Consider the following 16402-nt stretch of genomic DNA (forward strand, 5'->3'; position numbering starts at 1 on the left):
CCCAAGCCTGAAGGGTGTCAATATTCCGATCAGGCCGCTGAGCTGGGCATTTCCTGTGGATGGTCAGGCGGTCGGGGTGGCGTGGAGTGGTACTCGTTGAGCAGTCCGCCGAGTACTTGCTTGCGCCTGACCGTGGCGGCGGGCAGGAGGATGATGTTCGGGTCATCGTCTGGAGCACGTAGGTCGAGGCTGCGGTGGGCTCGTCCGGAGTTGTAGTGCTCGGTGTACCTGGTCAGGACCGTACGCAGGTGTCGTTCGCCGGTGATGAGGAGTCGGTCGGTGCATTCGGCGCGGGCTGTGCGTATCCATCGTTCGGCGAAAGCATTGGACCGTGGGCTTTGCGGCGGGGTCGGGGTGACGGCTATGCCGTCGCCAGCGAAGACGGCGTCAAATGCGGCGGTGAACTTGCTGTCCCGGTCCCGGATGAGAAACCGGAAGCACCCAGCCCTCTCTTCGAGGGCCATGAGCAGGTTGCGGGCCAGTTGAGTGACCCATGCGCCGGTCGGGTGGGCGGTGACGCCCAGGACATGGACGCGCCGAGTGGCAATCTCCATGACGAAGAAGACATAGAGACGCTTGAGGAAGACGGTCTCCACGTGCATGAAGTCACAGGCGAGCAGCGTATGGGCCTGGGAACGGAGGAAAGTACGCCAGGTCTGCTGAGATGCTCGCTGCGGTGCGGGCGGCAGGCCGGAACGGCGCAGGACGCGCCGGATGGTGGCGGCGGCGACCCGATGACCGAGCCGTCGCAGTTCGCCCTGGATCCTGACGTACCCCCAGGTCGGGTTCTCTGTCGCCAGGCGCTGGATGAGCACGACTATTTCTTCCGCCAGCGGTGGCCGACCGGGTCCGACCGTCGTCTGGCGCCACTTCCAGCGCACCAGACGACGGTGCCAGGTCAGCAGGGTGCCCGGGGTGACCAGCCGATGGCGACGTAGGACGGGTGGCAGGTACCGGGCGAGAGCCGAGAGTACGGCGCGATCAGCCCACGAGAGCCGCGGCCGCCGGACCTGTCGGCGCAGCACAGCGACCTCGTGGCGGAGAGCAAGGATCTCAGCGTTGTTCGCCACGGTCGATCGACCCAGCACAAGGAGGCAGCCGAGGAGTCGGCAGAAGATCAGGTAGAGCAGTCGCAGACCCACGATCAGAGATCATGCCCATACTTGGGCGATCGAAAAGATCCAGGTCAACTACCGTACGGCAATAAAGACACCCTTCAGGCAACACAGCGGTCCTGGTCGACACCGGCCCCCATCCGGCCGTGACCCGGCACGACACCTCCGCCTGACGCACGAACGAGCCGGTCTGCTCATCGGGTTGCCCTCCGGCGGCCGGAGCACGAAGGCCGGACCCATCGCACGAGTCGTGCGTATCCCCGCCTGGCGCATTCTGGCCGGGCCGAACGCACTGGCGCCGCTGTTCGACTGAGTGACCCGGGTAGGTCAGAGATGATGCGTCGGCAGGCACGGGCAGTCCAAGGTCACAGAGCGTAGAGAACTCCATGATCGCGGACGTCCGTGCCTGCTGTGTACCGAACCCCGCCCAACATGACGAGCCGTCAGCAACCGGGCGTCAGCCGACTACGGCGAAGTCCTGACCGAAGAGACCGCGGTAGTACGCGACTTCCGGTTCGCGCTCCATCCAGATGCTGCCGATGGGGGTCTCCGTTGTTGCGCTGTCGGACCATCCGGTTGGTTTCCGCTGCGCTCTTCGAGATGCACGACGAATAGATCGCCTTACCTCGCCGCCACCTCCCCGAAGGGGATATGGGTGATATCTGCCGTAAACTCTCTTATAGTTCCTCCGTGCTACCCAACCCACCGCAATGCAACCGCCAGTTGATCCCCAACAGCATGACGAGGGACACTACCTGGCGGATGCGCGTTCCCCACCGAGTGGCACTCGCTTCGGCATCCTCCCGCGCAGGACATCGAGGCCATTTACCCAAAGATTACTGGGCAGTTGGCCTCAGGGTTTCGTGATAGCGTCCTTGTTCGGAGGGACAGTGCAAGCTGAAAGGGAAATCGTGAACACGGAGAAGATCACCGCTCGCCGCCTCTCGCTGGAAGAGGTGACGAAGCTCGGCGTGAAGGACAGGCTCTTCATTTCCGCCGACACGGCAGAACTCAAGCTTCCCGACTGCTATGTCCCTGCTTTTCTGACCAAGTCCGGTGAGGATTTCGAGGGCGGCTCGATCACGGCGAGAACCGTATTCCAGGAAGAGGTCTCCTGCCTTCCCGACGACGAGAATGAAGCCGGAATCTACTTGGCTGACGAGAACGGCTCGGTGACCATCGAGGTCCTCCAGTCCGCCGGTGTCGTGCTGGACCTGGCACTTTTCGTCCCTGGTGGGGACAAGGGAGCCCTCACAGCCCTTTACGCTGCGGCCCGGCAGGCCTTCGGCGCCGACACCGTACAGATCTGGCGCCAGGGCCTCAAGGAGGTTCCCGACGTGAAGGTGGACATCTTCGAGGAGCAGATTCCGCGGGGGCGCAAGGGGACCGACAGCCCCAAACGTGACCGCCGCGCGTTCGACACCTACCCCACCCGTGCAGACTTCATCGAGTTCTCCGCGGGGTGGAAGCCGGTCATTGAGATTCACAGGCCGATTGTTGACGACACCCCGACCATCTGAGGCGGCGTTACCTCTCGTTCTCGGCCTGAGGGAACGCCGAGAACGCATGCGCCGGACCCGGTCGACCCCTGAGCGGCCCAGGGAGCCGTCGGAAAATAACTCACGAACGACGAAGCGCCGTTGCACTCGATGACCTCGCGAGACAGACCGCCTGACCAAAATCAAAGCCTGAAGTTATTCTGCGACAGCCCTCAGGGCTTCGCCGTAGTCGAGTGACGTCCACTTCGTGCTCAGGCGAGGCTTAGTACTACAGTGCGGTTTCGTGATCTACCCAGTGGGTTCGCTGGTGGTCCGTCGTTGGTAGTGGCTGCGCCGGGCTGTTGCCTGGTGGCGTCTGCGCCAGTTTGACCAGTGCAGCAGCCTCGTCGCGGTCACGGTCGGTGAGTTGAAGACGGCGGCGAGCAGGTGGCGGATTTCGGGGACGGTCAGCGTGATCGGATCGCGGCTGCGGGCGGGGTGGTGCGCGTGGGCGGGCCGTTCGGGGGCCGCGTCGGCGGCGAGGGCGGTTAGGAAGGCCAGGGCGAGCATGGCGAGGGTGATGTGCCGGTGCCATGAGGTCCAGTGCCTGACCTGGTAGTGGTCGAGCCCGACCTGGCCCTTGGCGGCCTGGAAGCATTCCTCGACGCTCCAGCGGACACCGGCGACGCGGATGTGTTCGGACAGGGGCACTTCGGTGGGTGACCAGCACAGGTAGAAGGCGAGTTCGCCGGTGGTGCGGTTGCGGCGGATGAGCAGGTGGCGGTGGGGGCTGGTGCCGATGTGGATCCAGGCCCAGTCGTAGTAGCGCGGGCCTTTCGCGCCTGAAGGGTGTCTTTATTGCCGTACGGTGGTTGACCTGGGGCTTTGTGCTCGCCCAAGTGTGGGCATGATCAGTGATTGTGAGTCTGCGACTGCTCTACCTGATCTTCTGCCGTCTGCTGGGCTGCTTCCTTTTGCTGGGCCGCTCGACCGCCGCGAGCAACGCCGAAATCCTTGCCCTTCATCATGAGGTCGCCGTGCTTCGCCGGCAGATCAAGCGGCCAAAGCTCTCATGGGCTGATCGTGCCGTCCTCTCCGCTCTCGCGCGGCACCTGCCATCCGCCTTGCGCCGCCATCGGCTGGTCACCCCGGGCACCCTGCTGAACTGGCACCGCCGTCTGGTGCGCTGGAAGTGGCGCCAGACGGCGGTCGGACCCGGTCGGCCACCGTTGCTGGAAGAGACAGTCGCGCTCATCCAGCGCCTGGCGACAGAGAACCCGACCTGGGGATACGTCAGAATCCAGGGTGAACTGCGACGGCTCGGCCATCGGGTCGCCGCCGCCACGATCCGGCGCGTCCTGCGCCGCTCCGGTCTACCGCCCGCACCGCAGCGCGCATCCCAGCAGACCTGGCGCTCCTTCCTCCGCGCCCAGGCCCACACGCTGCTCGCCTGCGACTTCATGCACGTAGAGACCGTCTTCCTCAAGCGTCTCTACGTCTTCTTCGTCATGGAGATCAAGACCCGGCGCGTCCATGTCCTGGGCGTCACCACACGTCCTACAGGCGTATGGGTTACTCAACTCGCCCGCAACCTGCTCATGGACCTCGAGGAGAGGGCTGGGTGCTTCCGATTCCTCATCCGGGACCGTGACAGCAAGTTCACCGCCGAGTTCGATGCCGTCTTCGCCGGCAACGGCACAGCCGTCATCCCGACCCCGCCGCAGAGCCCCCGGTCAAACGCGTTCGCCGAACGATGGATACGCACAGCCCGCGCCGAATGCACCGACCGACTCCTCATCACCGGCGAACGAGACCTGCACACCGTCCTCACCACGTACGCCCAGCACTACAACGCCAGACGACCCCACCGCAGCCTGGACCTACGAGCCCCCGACGACGACCCGGACATCATCCCCCTACCTGCTGGCACGGTCAGGCGTCGGCAGGTGCTCGGTGGACTGCTCAACGAGTACCACACCACGCCACCCCGACTGCCTCACCATCGACAGAGAACGCCCAGCTCAGCAGCCTGATCGGAATAATGACACCCTTCAGGCTTTACCTCGCCTTGACGTAGGCCACCTACAGCGACCAGAACACCCGCGTGCCCGCCGACCTGCAAAAACTGACCCGAAGAGATCACTGACAGTCCCCCGGTTCCCCTGTCGCACGGGGAGCGCGACTCCGTGCTCCCACCCCGGAAGGGGGTCGGGAGTCGACAAGGGTCCTTATGCCTCTTGATGTACAGAGCATCCGAATCGATGGGGTGACCGCGGGGGCCTACGGTTGACGGCGGCGCGCAGGGGCGCGGTACGGCGCCGTAGGTCTACCGGATCGAGTGACGGACGAATCGGGCACCGTTGACACGTCTGCGAGTTGGGAGCACGAGGGCTCCCAGAGGGCTCCCCATTGCTCCCAGCCGGGAAACGGTTAAGGCCGCTTCCGCTACCCACGGAAACGGCCTCCGACCTGCGAAAACGCTGGTCGGGACGACAGGATTTGAACCTGCGACCCCTTGACCCCCAGTCAAGTGCGCTACCAAGCTGCGCCACGTCCCGGTGCTCGTTCGGCTTGGGCTTTCCCCTCGCCGACCGCGCATGAAGAACAATACCGCACCTCAGGGGGTGGCCGCTGCCACCCCAGGGTGAAGATCGGGAGTCCGGCGGGACCAGCCGGGGTGTTCGCTCAGTGGGATTGGGTGATTGCTCAGCGTTAGCGGGAGGTTGCGGGCTGCGGCGTCGGCGGGGAGGGTGGGTGCTTGACTCGAAGTTTGGTTTAAGTTGCACGCTCGGTCCATGACCTTCACCGACGTTCACACCGCGCAGGGGTACGACGATCTTCCTCGGCTGATGAGTCTGATGACCGGGGACGAGAAGCACGGGCCGGCCGCGACCTCGACGCTTGACGTGGTCTGGGTGCTCTACCACCGCGTGCTGCGGGTCTCGCCGGTGGCCGTGGATGCTCCGGACCGGGATCGGTTTCTGCTGTCCAAGGGGCACGGGCCGATGGCGTACTACGCCGTGCTCGCCGCCAAGGGGTTCCTGCCCGAGTCGCTGCTGCCGGGGTTCGGGGCGTACGAGTCGCCGCTGGGGCACCATCCGGATCGGGTGCTCGTACCAGGCGCCGAGATCAGCAGTGGCTCACTCGGGCATGGGCTGCCGTTGGCCGTGGGGAGTGCGCTCGGGTTGCGGGCGCAGGGGCTCTCCGGGCCGGCGGTGTGGGTGCTCGTCGGCGACGCCGAGCTGGACGAGGGCAGCAACCACGAGGCGATCGCGTATGCGGGGGCCGTCGGGCTGGAGCGGTTGCACACGGTCGTTGTCGACAACGCCTCCGCCACCCATGGCCGGCCCGGGGGCATCGCGGCGCGCTTCGAGGCCGCGGGGTGGTCCACGACGACCGTGGACGGGCGTGATCACCAGGCGCTCTACGAGGCGTACACCGCGACGCACCCGGGGCGGCCGCATGCCGTGGTGGCCCGGGTCGAGGCCAAGGTCTGATTCGTTTCCAAGGTGAGAGGAACTGTCTTCGATGGACACCATGCGTGAGCGTTTCGCCGCCACCGCCTCCCGTCTTCTCGACGACGACCCCCGGCTGGCCGTCGTGCTGGCGGAGATCGGTAAGGACGGCTTCACGGACGCGGCCCGGGCGCATCCCGACCGGGTGATCAATGTCGGCATCCGCGAGCAGTTGCTGGTCGGCGTCGGCGGTGGACTGGCCCTGACCGGGATACGGCCGATTCTGCACACCTTCGCCAGCTTTCTGGTCGAGCGGCCCTTTGAGCAGGTCAAGCTGGACTTCGGGCATCAGGGCGTGGGCGGGGTGCTGGTGAGCGCGGCCGGTTCGTACGACTGGCCCGCGGGCGGCTACACCCATATGGCCCCCGGCGATGTGGCCCTGCTGGACACGCTCGACGGCTGGACCGTCCATGTGCCCGGCCACCCGGACGAGGCCGAGACGCTGCTGCGGGACGCGGCCGCGGCCGGTGACGACTCGGTGTACGTCCGGCTGTCGGCACACTCCAACTCCGCCCCGCGGAATATCGTCCCCGGCCGCTTCCTGACCGTACGGGAGGGGCGCGGCGGCGTGGTGATCGCGGTCGGGCCGATGCTCGACAGCGTGCTCACGGCTGTCGAGGGGCTGGATGTGACCGTGTTGTACGCCACTACGGTGCGGCCCTTCGACGAGCGGACGTTGCGTGCGACGGCCGGGGCGGGAGCGGGTGTCGGGGCGGGAGCGGGTGCCGGGGCGGCAGTCGATGTCGTGCTTGTCGAGCCGTATCTCGCGGGCACCTCGACCGCCGCCGTCAACGACGCGCTCGCCGATCGCCCGCATCGGGTGCTCGGCCTGGGCATCCCCCGGCGCGAGCTGCGCCGCTACGGCACGATCGACGAGCATCTCGCGGGCCAGGGGCTGGACCCGGCGTCGTTGCGCGAGCGCGTCTCCGGCTTCCTGCGCTGAGGCGGTGGCTCCGCCGGGGCCGGGCGGTGTGGTTCAGAGGCGCTTTTCCAGCCAGGTCAGCAGGTCCTGCTGGACCTCGTCCCTGTTGGTCTCGTTGAGGATCTCGTGCCGGGCCCCCTGGTATCCCTTCCAGCTCAGCTCCCGCGTGCCGCCGTAGCGGAAGTCCTCCAGGAGTTCGTAGACGAGCGTCATCCCCTGGTTGCACGGGTCCTCGGTGCCCACCGCCAGATGCACCGGCAGCGCGGCCGGGATGCGGGCCTGGTGGCGCGGGTCGTTGATCTTACGGACGCCATGGACCCAGTCCAGGGACAGCCCGGCGCTGAACGCGAAGCCGCACCGCTCGTCCGCCGCGTACGCGGCCACCTCCGCCGCGTCGCGCGAGAGCCACTCGAAGCCCGTCCGGTCCTGAAGGGACTCGTACGGGTCGTTGAACGAGGCGAAGAGGGTCGGGGTGAAGGTGGACGGGGCGGTCCGGCCCCGTTCCGCGATCTCCTGGGCGATGCCCTCCAGCGCCTCCTCGGTCTCGGTCCCCGGCAGCGAGCGGAAGGTCCCGGAGAGGATCAGCCCGGCCAGCTCCTCGCCGTACTCCTGGGCGCAGTCGCGGGCCAGCATCGAACCCATGCTGTGGCCGAGCAGGACCAGGGGCGCACGGGGGTGCGCGGCCCGGGCGCGGTCGCCGATGGCGCGCAGGTCGGAGACGATCGCCCGCCAGCTGTCGCCCTCCTCGCCCACGACGCCGAAGCCGCCCGTCGACTCGGCGGTGGCTCCGTGGCCGCGGTGGTCCGAGGCGACCACCGCATAGCCGTGCGCGGCGAGGAAGCGGGCGAACCGGTCGTAGCGCCGGGCGTGTTCGGCGGCGCCGTGGGCGATCTGGACGATCGCGCGCGGGGCGCCGTTCTCCGGCAGCCAGGTGTAGGTCGCGACCCGCACACCGTCGGGCGTGGGCAGATGGTCGGTGCGGTGGGTGATACCGCCGTCGGGCATGCCGTCTCATCTCCTGGTGCTCGTCGATCTGGTGCATATCGATCTGTTGCTCATCGATTTGGTGCTGGTCGGTCTGGTGTCAGCCGGTCTCGTGCTGGTCGGTCTGTGCGAGTGGATCTGGTGTGAATCCGTCTGGCGTGGAGGGGTGCGGACGGAAGCCCACTCTCCCTTTGCCCGGCCCGCAAGCCAAGGGCATCGACGCGCTCTTGTCCTCCGGGGCGTGGGGGGTGTAACGATCAAGGGCTTGGTACCGCGTATCGACTCCTGATCCATGCAACTCCCTTGCTCCAGGAGGACCGTTGGACACGCACGACACTTCGCTCTCCCCCGCCTCGGCTGCTGCCTCCGCCCTGTCGCGGCGGCGTTTTCTGCAGGCCGCCGCCGCGGGCACCGCCGCCGCCACCGCGGCCACTCTGCCCTTCGAGACGGCCGCCGCCGCACCGGCCAGGCCCGTCTCGCTCTCCTTCACCGCCGCCACCAACGGCGCCGCGACCCTCTCCCCGTCCGGCGACCGCGTGATCGCCGAAGTCCAGAACGTCCTGTGGTCGGTCGCCCGTAAGGGTGGCGAGGCCGTATCGCTCACACCGGCCGATCTGGAACCCACCCGGCCGGTCTACTCCCCCGATGGAAAGCTGCTGGCCGTCTGCGCCTACCGGGGCGGCGGATTCCATATCTGGACGCTGCGCCCCGACGGCTCTGGTTTGCGACAGCGAACGGACGGCCCCTGGGACGACCGCGGTCCGGCCTGGTCGCCCGACGGCACCCGGATCGCCTTCGCCTCCGAGCGTGGCGGCGACCCCGTGGCGGGTAGCCCGTACCGGATCTGGGTACTGGAGGTGGCCACCGGTGAGCTCACCCGGCTCACGGGCACGGACGGGCAGGACGGGCCGCTCCAGGACGGCGCCTGGGAGGACTTCGACCCCACCTGGTCCGCGGACGGCGAACGGGTGCTGTTCGTGCGCGGTGCGCTCGCCGGGACGACGCTCAACGCCCGTACGGTCGCCTCCGTACGGGCCGACGGCACCGGTCCGGTCACGGCCGAGCACACCGATCCCACCGCCAACGCCCAAGTGATGACGCCGTCCGTGTCGGCGGACGGCCACCTCGCCTATCTGCGGACCACAGCCGCTCCCGCCGCCTCCTGCACGCTGGTCGTGGCCGGGGAGCCGGTGGCGATCACGGGGGATGTGCAGCCCGTGCCGCCCCGTTGGGTGTCACGCGAGGAGCTGCTGCTCACCGTCGACGGGCGGTTCCGGGTGTTCCGGGTGTCCCCGGCGGTGCGCTCGGGCGCGGCCGGAAGCGGTGAGGAAGCCGACCGTAAGGGCGTTGCGTACGAGGAGATACCCTTCTCCGCCACCCTGCCCATCGACCGGCCCCGGTATCGCGTCAAGCGGTACGACTTCGACGGTGGCGGGGTGCGGCCGGTGCGCGGGCTGCATCTGCCCGCGCTCTCTCCTGACGGCCGTACGGTGGCCTTCGCCGCCCTCAACTCCCTCTGGGTCGCCGATGTCTCCGGCGGCCGCGCCCCGCGCCGGGTCGTACGGGCGGCTCCCACCCGGTATCTGCTGGCCCCCACCTGGACGCCCGACGGGCGCGCCCTGGTGTACGCCGACGACCGCGACGGGCTGCTGGCCGCGCGCCGCCGGGACCTCGCCTCGGGCAAGGAGACCGTGCTGGCCTCAGGCGGCAGGGTGCATCCGGCGCTCTCCCCCGACGGCAAGCGCCTCGCCTGTGTCGACATGTCGGGAAACCTGGTTCTACGCGATCTCGACGCCGGTACGGAACGGGTGCTCGCCGCGCCGATGGGCGCCGGCGGACTGCCCGGCCGACCGAGCTGGTCGCCCGACGGGCGCTATGTCGCCCTGTGCGATCGCAACCGGCTGAACCAGCGGTTCCGCGAGGGTTACAACCTGATCCGGGTGATCGACACCGATACCGGTACGGCCAGGCAGCATGCCGTCGCACCGCATACCTCCCTCTCCGACCGCTATGACTCCGGACCCGTCTGGTCCCCCGATGGCCGCCATATGGCGCTCATCGTCGAGTCCGCCCTGTGGCTGCTGCCGGTGAGGGCGGACGGCACCCCCGACGGCGCGCCGCGCCGGCTCACCGACGAGGCCGCCGACCATCCCTCCTGGTCCGGCGACTCCCGCCATGTCCTGTATCTGTCGGCGGGCCGACTGCGGCTGCTGGACGTCGAGCGCGGCACCGCCCGGACGGTCCGTGTCCCACTGGACCACCGGAGGCCGCGCCCCGCGGACACCGTCGTCCACGCCGGGCGGTTCTGGGACGGCACCGGAGGCGGGGGCGGCGGCGCCGGTCGTGACGGTGACGGCCGTAAGGACGGCACGGTCCGCGAGGACGTGGACATCGTGGTGCGCGGCGGACGCATCGCGGCCGTGGAGGCGCACCGGGCCGGGCGGCCCGCGAAGCGGCGCGTCGACGCCTCCGAGCGCACCGTCATCCCGGGGCTGTGGGACGCCCACACCCACCCCTGGCAGTACACCTATGGCGGCCGTCAGACCGCCCTGCAGCTCGCCTACGGCATCACCACGGCCGTTTCCCTCGGCGGCTTCGCCTATGAGCAGGCGCGCCTCAGGGAGGCCGTCGCGGCGGGCGCCTTGGCCGGGCCGCGGCTGCTGGCCACCGGCGAGCTGCTGGACGGACCGCGCGTCGCGTACAGCATGGGCCGGGCGCATCGCACCCGGGACGGTCTGCGGCGCTCTCTGGAGCGCGGTGCCGCGCTCGACTGGGACTTCGTCAAGACGTATGTCCGCGCACCGGGATGGATCATGGAGGAGGCGGCCCGGTTCGCGCATGAGCGGCTCGGGGTGCGCACCGGCAGCCATCTGTGCTCACCGGGCATACAGCTCGGACAGGACCTGACGACGCATCTGCAGGCCACCCAGCGGCTGGAGTACGGGCACGCCACGACGGCGTCCGGGCACTCCCAGCAGGACGTGGCGGAGATCTACACCGCGACCTCCGACTTCCGGCTCATCGCCACGCCGTTCACGGCCTCGCCCCTGGTGGGCGCGGACCCCTCGCTGGCGGAGGACGAGCGGGTCACCCGGCTGATGCCGCCGTGGGACACCGCGCTCGTACGGCAGCTCGCCGGGACGCCCCCGACGGCGGACCAACTGACCACGCTGGGCACCGAGATCGGGGTCTACCGGCGGATTCTGGCCGAGGGCGGGGTGGTGGCCCTGGGGACGGACCAGCCGCTGGTGCCGGTGGGCCTCCATCTGCATCTGGCCCTGCGTGCCCTGCACCGGTTCGGGCTGTCGCCGCAGGAGGCGCTGCGGACGGCGACCATCCTCCCGGCGCGGGCCTTCGGTGCCGATCGCGACCTGGGGACCCTGGAGGTCGGGAAGCTGGCGGATCTGACGGTCGTCGACGGCGATCCCTTCACGGACTTCGACTCGCTGGTGAGGACGGTGTCGGTGCTGCGGGGCGGGGCGCCGTACGAGCAGCGCGAGCTGGTCGAGTCCTTCCCGGGGGCCGGTGCCGCGGCGGCACCGCACGGGCGGTCGGCGGATGAGTGGCTGGAGGTGGGGCGCCTGTTGCGGCGCGACTCCTGCTGCGCTGCGGAGGGCTGAGGGTGCTGGGGGTGGGGCGGGGGCTCCGGTCTCCGGCCCGCCCCGCCTGGTTCCTGGCCGCCTCGCCCCGGTTCCGGCCTCGCCTCGCCCTGGCCCGTGGCACCGTATGCCTGCCCAAGGGACCCCCACACGCCGAGCCAAGGCCCCACGCCGCACCGTGAACCGCCGAACGAGCCGCCTCGAAGGGGCTCCGGGCCAGCGGAATCCCTTTCGTCGGGCGTTCGGATGGCGGATTCGGGGATCGGAGCCGGGGGCCGAGACGGTCACCTGGGGACGTCGAGCCTGGCCAGGGAGCCCGTTTCCAGGGCGCACCACAGCGCGCCGTCGTACGGGGCGATGCCGTGCGGTTCGCAGTCGGCTCGGGGCAGGTCGTACGCCGTGATCAGGCCGTCGGTGGTGATGCGTCCGACCCCGCCGCGGCCCCATTCGGTGAACCACAGCGCCCCGTCCGGGCCAGGGGTGATGGCGTGCGGCCGCGCCTGGCGGTCGGGCAGCGGGTACTCGGTGACGGTGCCGTCCACCGTGATGCGGCCGATCTGCCCCGCGCCGATCTCGGTGAACCACAGGGCGCCGTCCGGCCCTTGGGCGATGCCCACCGGCGCGGCGGCCTCGGTCGGCAGGGGGTGGGCGGTCGTCAGGCCGTCCATGGTGATCCGGCCGATGGCGTTGCCCTGGTTGAGGGTGAACCACATCGCGCCGTCGGGCCCCGCCGCCAGGGCGGACGGGAAGGCTCCGGGCGCGCGGTACTCGGTGATGTCGCCGTCCATGGTGATCCGCCCGATGCGGTCGGCGCCCGACAGGGTGAACCACATGGCCCCGTCCGGGCCCGCGGCGATCCCGTACGGCCCGCCGTCGGCGGTCGGCGGTTCGTAGGAGGAGGCCGTGCCGTCCACGGTGATCCGGCCGATGCGGTGGGTGCCGTACTCGGTGAACCACAGGGCGCCGTCGGGACCTTGGGCGATCATCGTCGGCTTGGTTCCGACGGGGTGGACGGTGATCCTGCCGTCCGCGTCCCTGCGGCCGATCGCACCCTGGTGGACCAGGGTGAACCACAGGGCTCCGTCGGGGCCGCCGGTGAGCGCGTAGGGCCCCGCGTCCTGCTCGCTGACGGTGAAGACGCGGACCGGGTCGGCGAGCCACCGGCCGATCCGGTCCAGCAGCACCTCGCCCGGCTCGGACAGGTGGAAGGCGTGCGGCATGTCCGCGTACTCCTCCAGGCGCACGCTCACCCCGGCGGCGTCGGCCGCCTCGGCGAAGCGGCGGGCGTCGTCCAGGAGCACCTCATCCGTGCCGACGGCGATCAGCAGCGGCGGCAGCCCGCGCGGATCCCCGTACAGCGGCGACTGCGGGGCCTGGTCGGCGGGCGCGCCGGCCAGGTACTGGGCGCGTATGGAGCCGAGGGCGGCCTGGTCCATGACGTCCTTACCGTCGTTGGCGGCAAGCGACGCACCGGTAAGGGCGAAGTCGGTGACGGGTGAGACCACGACCGCGGCACCGGGCCGCGGGCCGCCGGTCCGCCCGATCTCCAGCAGGGCGGACAGCACCAGCGTGGCCCCGGCCGACTCACCGGCGAGTACGACCTCGGCGGCGGGGACGCCCTCGTCCAGCACGCCTCGCCAGGCGGCCAGGACGTCCTCGAGCGCCGCGGGATAGGGGTGTTCGGGCGCCAGCCGGTAGTCCACCCGCAGGGCGGGGCGTCCGGTGGCCTTCGACAGCCGATAGGCCATCACCCGCTCGGCCTCGGGCATGGTGTGGGCGAACCCGCCGCCGTGCACATAGATCACCGCGCCGCCCCGGGCGCCGGGCGCGCGTACCCAGTCGCCGCGCACCTCGGCGTCGTCCGGGAGCGGGGCGGCGATCAGCGCGTCGGCGCGGTCGCGGACCGCTTGGACCGCCTCGGGCTCCGCGGGAACGGCGATGACGTTCAGCAAGGGTCCTCCGTCGTGGGGTGGTCGGGACTCGCGAGGGTCGAGATCGACTCCCGTAGCGAGAATCACTATGCACGACCAGTGCGAGGAGGCCATGGCCGTCGCCCTCAGCCGTATCCCCCAGGACGTGAGCGCGTCCCCGTCAGCGCGCCGCCGTCAACGCGGCCGTAAGGGCGGCGGGCGCCTCCGCCAGCGAGGGGCCGTACCAGGTGAGGTGACGGCCGCTGACCAAGGCCGCTGGGAGGCCGGGGAACGCCTCGGGGCCGTCGTCGGCCGTGAAGCGGTACGGCTCGTCGGGCAGCACCACCAGATCCGCGTCCCGCGCCGTCAACTCCTGGATCGGGATGCGGGGGTAGCGCTCGGGATGCGCGCTGTAGAGGTGCCGTACGCCCAGCCGGGCCAGGACGTCACCGGCGAAGGTGTCCCGGCCCAGCACCATCCACGGACGCCGCCACACCGGTACGACGGCCTGCCGCACCGGGCCACTGGCCGTTACGTCCGCCCAGGCGGCCTCGGCCGCGTCCAGCCAGCCGGGCCGGGCCAGTCCGCAGCCGCGCACCAGGACCCGCTCCAGCTCCGTGAACGCCTGGTCCAGGGTGCGCACTTCGGTCACCAGGACCTCGAGACCTGCGGCGCGCAGCGCGGCGAGGTCGGAGGGGCGGTTCTCCTCCTCGTTGGCGATCACGAGATCCGGTGCGAGGACGGCGATCCGGGCGGTGTCGGGGTTCTTGGTGCCGCCGATGCGCTCCGCGGCGAGGCCGGGCGGATGGGTGCACCAGTCGGTCACCCCGGCCAGCAGCTCCGGCGCGGTGGCGGCGACGGCCTCGGTGAGCGAGGGCACGAGGGACACCACGCTTCGTACGGGGGTGCGAGGGCTCATCGCTCCACCGTACGACGCGACCCGTTCCACCGTACGACGCGACCGGTCGGGCGGTTCCGGCACGACCGGTCGGGCGGTTCCGGCAACGCCGGATGCGAGCCGTAAGGCCCGCGTACGAGCCTTACCGGCCCCGCCACATACCCGTACGGCCCCCGCACGAGCCGTAAGGCCCGCACCTACGCCGCCTCCCCCAGCGCCTCCCACGGCCAGACGGTCCGCCCACCGCGGTCGCCGCCACTGCCGCGGTCGCCCTCCGACAGCAGCCCGACCATCGTGAACAGCTTGTCGCTGAAGCCGCCGATCTCGTACCGGTTCGGCCGGCCGGTGTCGATGGAGGTGGCCGCGTAGCCGGTGGTGTTGACGCCGAACACCGGTACCCGCGCCGGAACGGCCTCCGAGACCGGAACGGACCGGCCGCCGCGCGCAGGGGCGAACGCCTGCATATCCGAGACGATCACCACCCGGTCGTGGCCGCGGTAGGCCGCCCGCAGCGCCGCCCCCGTCTCCGTGCCGTGCCCGGCCTCGCCGATCCGCGCGCAGAATCCCTCGATGTCGCGGAGCACCGAACCACCCGGGGGCAGCCGATGGCCGAAGTGCCCGGAGGCGAAGCCGACCAGGTCCACCTGGCAGCCGCGGTGCGCGAGCGCGACCCCGAAGAGCGCGCCGATGTCCACATGGCGCACCTGGGAGCGGCCCGAGACCGGCGCCTGCATGGAGCCGGAGGTGTCCACGAGCACGAGGGTGCGGCCCGGCAGCGCCGGGACGGCCGCCGTGGCCGCGGTCAGCGCCCGGTCCAGGGCGTGGCCCCAGCGCAGGGACGGCGCGGCCCGGTACGCGGACAGGAAGCGGTACGGGAACTGACGGGAGCGGGCCACCTCCGCCGGGTCGGCCAGCCGCGCCGCGACCCGCTCGGCGACCGCGTCCGGCAGCCCGGCCTCGTCGAGGTTGCGCAGGTTGCGCAGCAGCGCCATGTAGCCCATCGAGGGCAGCACGGCCTGCCAGGCCACCGCGTCCATCGGCCCCTGCAGCCAGCCCGCGAGCGCCTCCCAGGTCATCCCGGCGGCATGGAGCGCGTCGGCGGCGTCCGGCCGCTCCAGCACGGCACGGCGCTCCCACTGCGGCAGGGCCGTCAGCCGGGCGCGGGCGCGCAGGATGCGCAGCGAGACCGGGGGCGCGGCGTCCCGGTGGTGGCGGCGGTCGATGGCGTGCCGGAACAGCTCGCTCTGCCACGGCTTTTCGGGGTCCGGGGCGGCGTGCACCAGTTCCAGGACGTCGGCGAAGCGGAAGCCGTGGCTTTCGGTGTCGTGCTTGAGCAGCGAGCGCTCGGTGTAGAGGCGGCGGGCGGCGTCGGCGAGGCCGCGCTTGACCGGCTTGGGCAGGGCGCGCCCGTGGTGGGCGGTCCAGTAGGCGAGGAACTCACCGGGCTCGTCGGCGCGCAGACACGCGGCGTCGACGATGCGGCGGTTGCCGCCGTGCAGCCCGGCCGCGAGCCGTGCCGCGACGGCCTCGGCGGCGGCGACCAGCGACGCGGTGCGCATCTGGGCCTCGCCGCGCAGCCAGGTGATGAAGCGCGCGGTCCAGTCGGCGTCCTCGACGGCGACGGTGCGGACGAGGGTGCGGAAGCGGTCGTCGCGGTCACCGGAGGACTCGTAGAAGGTCTGCTCGCCGACCATGTTCACCACGGCCAGCAGCACCAGTTCGGACTTGCTGTCGCGGGTGACGGCGGCGCCGCCCTCATAGGTGGTCGTGGTGGCCATGGTGGTCGTCGTGGCCGTGGCGCGCCGGATGGCCCGGTTGTACTTCGTCATGCGGTCATGCCTCTCCCCCGAGTGGGCATAGGAGGGAGGCGGCGCACCGGTGCGTCGGCAGCGCCTGAGGTCGAAAGTGGGCGGCGGACTGTTCTGGAAAGGAAGTAACCGCGGCCCGCGCACCAGGCGCTCCGATGCCGTGCGCGCGCCTC

The 16402-nt window shown here is 70.4% G+C and carries 12 protein-coding genes, 1 tRNA gene and 1 pseudogene; 6 read left to right on the top strand and 8 right to left on the bottom strand.

Annotated features, from left to right (window positions below):
* Positions 1–29 precede the first annotated feature (29 nt).
* Positions 30–1142, bottom strand: coding sequence for an integrase core domain-containing protein (locus tag CGL27_RS11710; protein WP_119986429.1), 1113 nt, complete (start codon positions 1140–1142; stop codon positions 30–32).
* 884 nt (positions 1143–2026) lie between these two features.
* On the opposite strand from CGL27_RS11710, the gene CGL27_RS11720 reads away from it, so the two are divergent.
* Positions 2027–2635: a hypothetical protein gene (locus CGL27_RS11720; RefSeq protein ID WP_119986431.1), complete on the top strand. Its 609-nt coding sequence runs from the start codon at positions 2027–2029 to the stop codon at positions 2633–2635.
* A gap of 267 nt (positions 2636–2902) precedes the next feature.
* On the opposite strand, the gene CGL27_RS11725 is transcribed toward CGL27_RS11720, so the two are convergent.
* A complete protein-coding gene (locus CGL27_RS11725; RefSeq protein WP_119986433.1) occupies positions 2903–3304 on the bottom strand; it encodes a hypothetical protein in 402 nt (133 codons plus the stop codon).
* Positions 3305–3513: 209 nt separating this feature from the next.
* On the opposite strand from CGL27_RS11725, the gene CGL27_RS11730 reads away from it, so the two are divergent.
* A complete protein-coding gene (locus CGL27_RS11730) occupies positions 3514–4626 on the top strand; it encodes an integrase core domain-containing protein (protein ID WP_119986435.1) in 1113 nt (370 codons plus the stop codon).
* A 448-nt stretch (positions 4627–5074) separates the two neighbouring features.
* Here CGL27_RS11730 and CGL27_RS11735 read toward each other — a convergent pair.
* A tRNA-Pro gene (locus CGL27_RS11735) sits at positions 5075–5151 on the bottom strand.
* 237 nt (positions 5152–5388) lie between these two features.
* Here CGL27_RS11735 and CGL27_RS11740 point away from each other — a divergent pair.
* Both CGL27_RS11740 and CGL27_RS11745 read left to right on the top strand, forming a co-directional pair.
* On the top strand, positions 5389–6090 hold the full coding sequence (locus CGL27_RS11740; protein ID WP_119986437.1) for a transketolase: 702 nt from the start codon (positions 5389–5391) through the stop codon (positions 6088–6090).
* Between the two features lie 31 nt (positions 6091–6121).
* Positions 6122–7051, top strand: a complete 930-nt coding sequence (locus tag CGL27_RS11745; protein WP_119986439.1) for a transketolase — start codon at positions 6122–6124, stop codon at positions 7049–7051.
* A 33-nt stretch (positions 7052–7084) separates the two neighbouring features.
* On the opposite strand, the gene CGL27_RS11750 is transcribed toward CGL27_RS11745, so the two are convergent.
* A complete protein-coding gene (locus CGL27_RS11750; protein WP_119986441.1) occupies positions 7085–8035 on the bottom strand; it encodes an alpha/beta hydrolase in 951 nt (316 codons plus the stop codon).
* Positions 8036–8051: 16 nt separating this feature from the next.
* Here CGL27_RS11750 and CGL27_RS49985 point away from each other — a divergent pair, with 16 nt between their 5' ends.
* Entirely contained in the window at positions 8052–8303 is a 252-nt protein-coding gene (locus tag CGL27_RS49985; RefSeq protein WP_162952965.1) for a hypothetical protein, read from the top strand.
* 31 nt (positions 8304–8334) lie between these two features.
* The gene (locus CGL27_RS11755; RefSeq protein WP_119986443.1) at positions 8335–11634 is read left to right on the top strand and encodes an amidohydrolase family protein; all 3300 of its coding nucleotides are present in this window, start codon (positions 8335–8337) and stop codon (positions 11632–11634) included.
* Between the two features lie 263 nt (positions 11635–11897).
* Here the strand turns inward: CGL27_RS11755 and CGL27_RS51930 are convergent, their stop codons facing one another.
* From CGL27_RS51930 to CGL27_RS11770, 4 genes and pseudogenes are all read right to left on the bottom strand, one after another.
* Entirely contained in the window at positions 11898–12632 is a 735-nt protein-coding gene (locus CGL27_RS51930) for a virginiamycin B lyase (RefSeq protein ID WP_240450967.1), read from the bottom strand.
* A 195-nt stretch (positions 12633–12827) separates the two neighbouring features.
* Positions 12828–13658 (bottom strand): annotated as a pseudogene (locus tag CGL27_RS53110) (alpha/beta hydrolase); the annotation flags it as partial.
* Positions 13659–13704: 46 nt separating this feature from the next.
* Complete coding sequence (locus CGL27_RS11765) at positions 13705–14442, bottom strand: helical backbone metal receptor (RefSeq protein ID WP_119986447.1); 738 nt, start codon at positions 14440–14442, stop codon at positions 13705–13707.
* Between the two features lie 176 nt (positions 14443–14618).
* Positions 14619–16250, bottom strand: coding sequence for a TROVE domain-containing protein (locus CGL27_RS11770; RefSeq protein ID WP_119986449.1), 1632 nt, complete (start codon positions 16248–16250; stop codon positions 14619–14621).
* Between the last annotated feature and the right edge of the window lie 152 nt (positions 16251–16402).

The sequence above is a fragment of the Streptomyces sp. 11-1-2 genome (genome assembly GCF_003595545.1).
GTDB lineage: Bacteria > Actinomycetota > Actinomycetes > Streptomycetales > Streptomycetaceae > Streptomyces > Streptomyces hygroscopicus_B.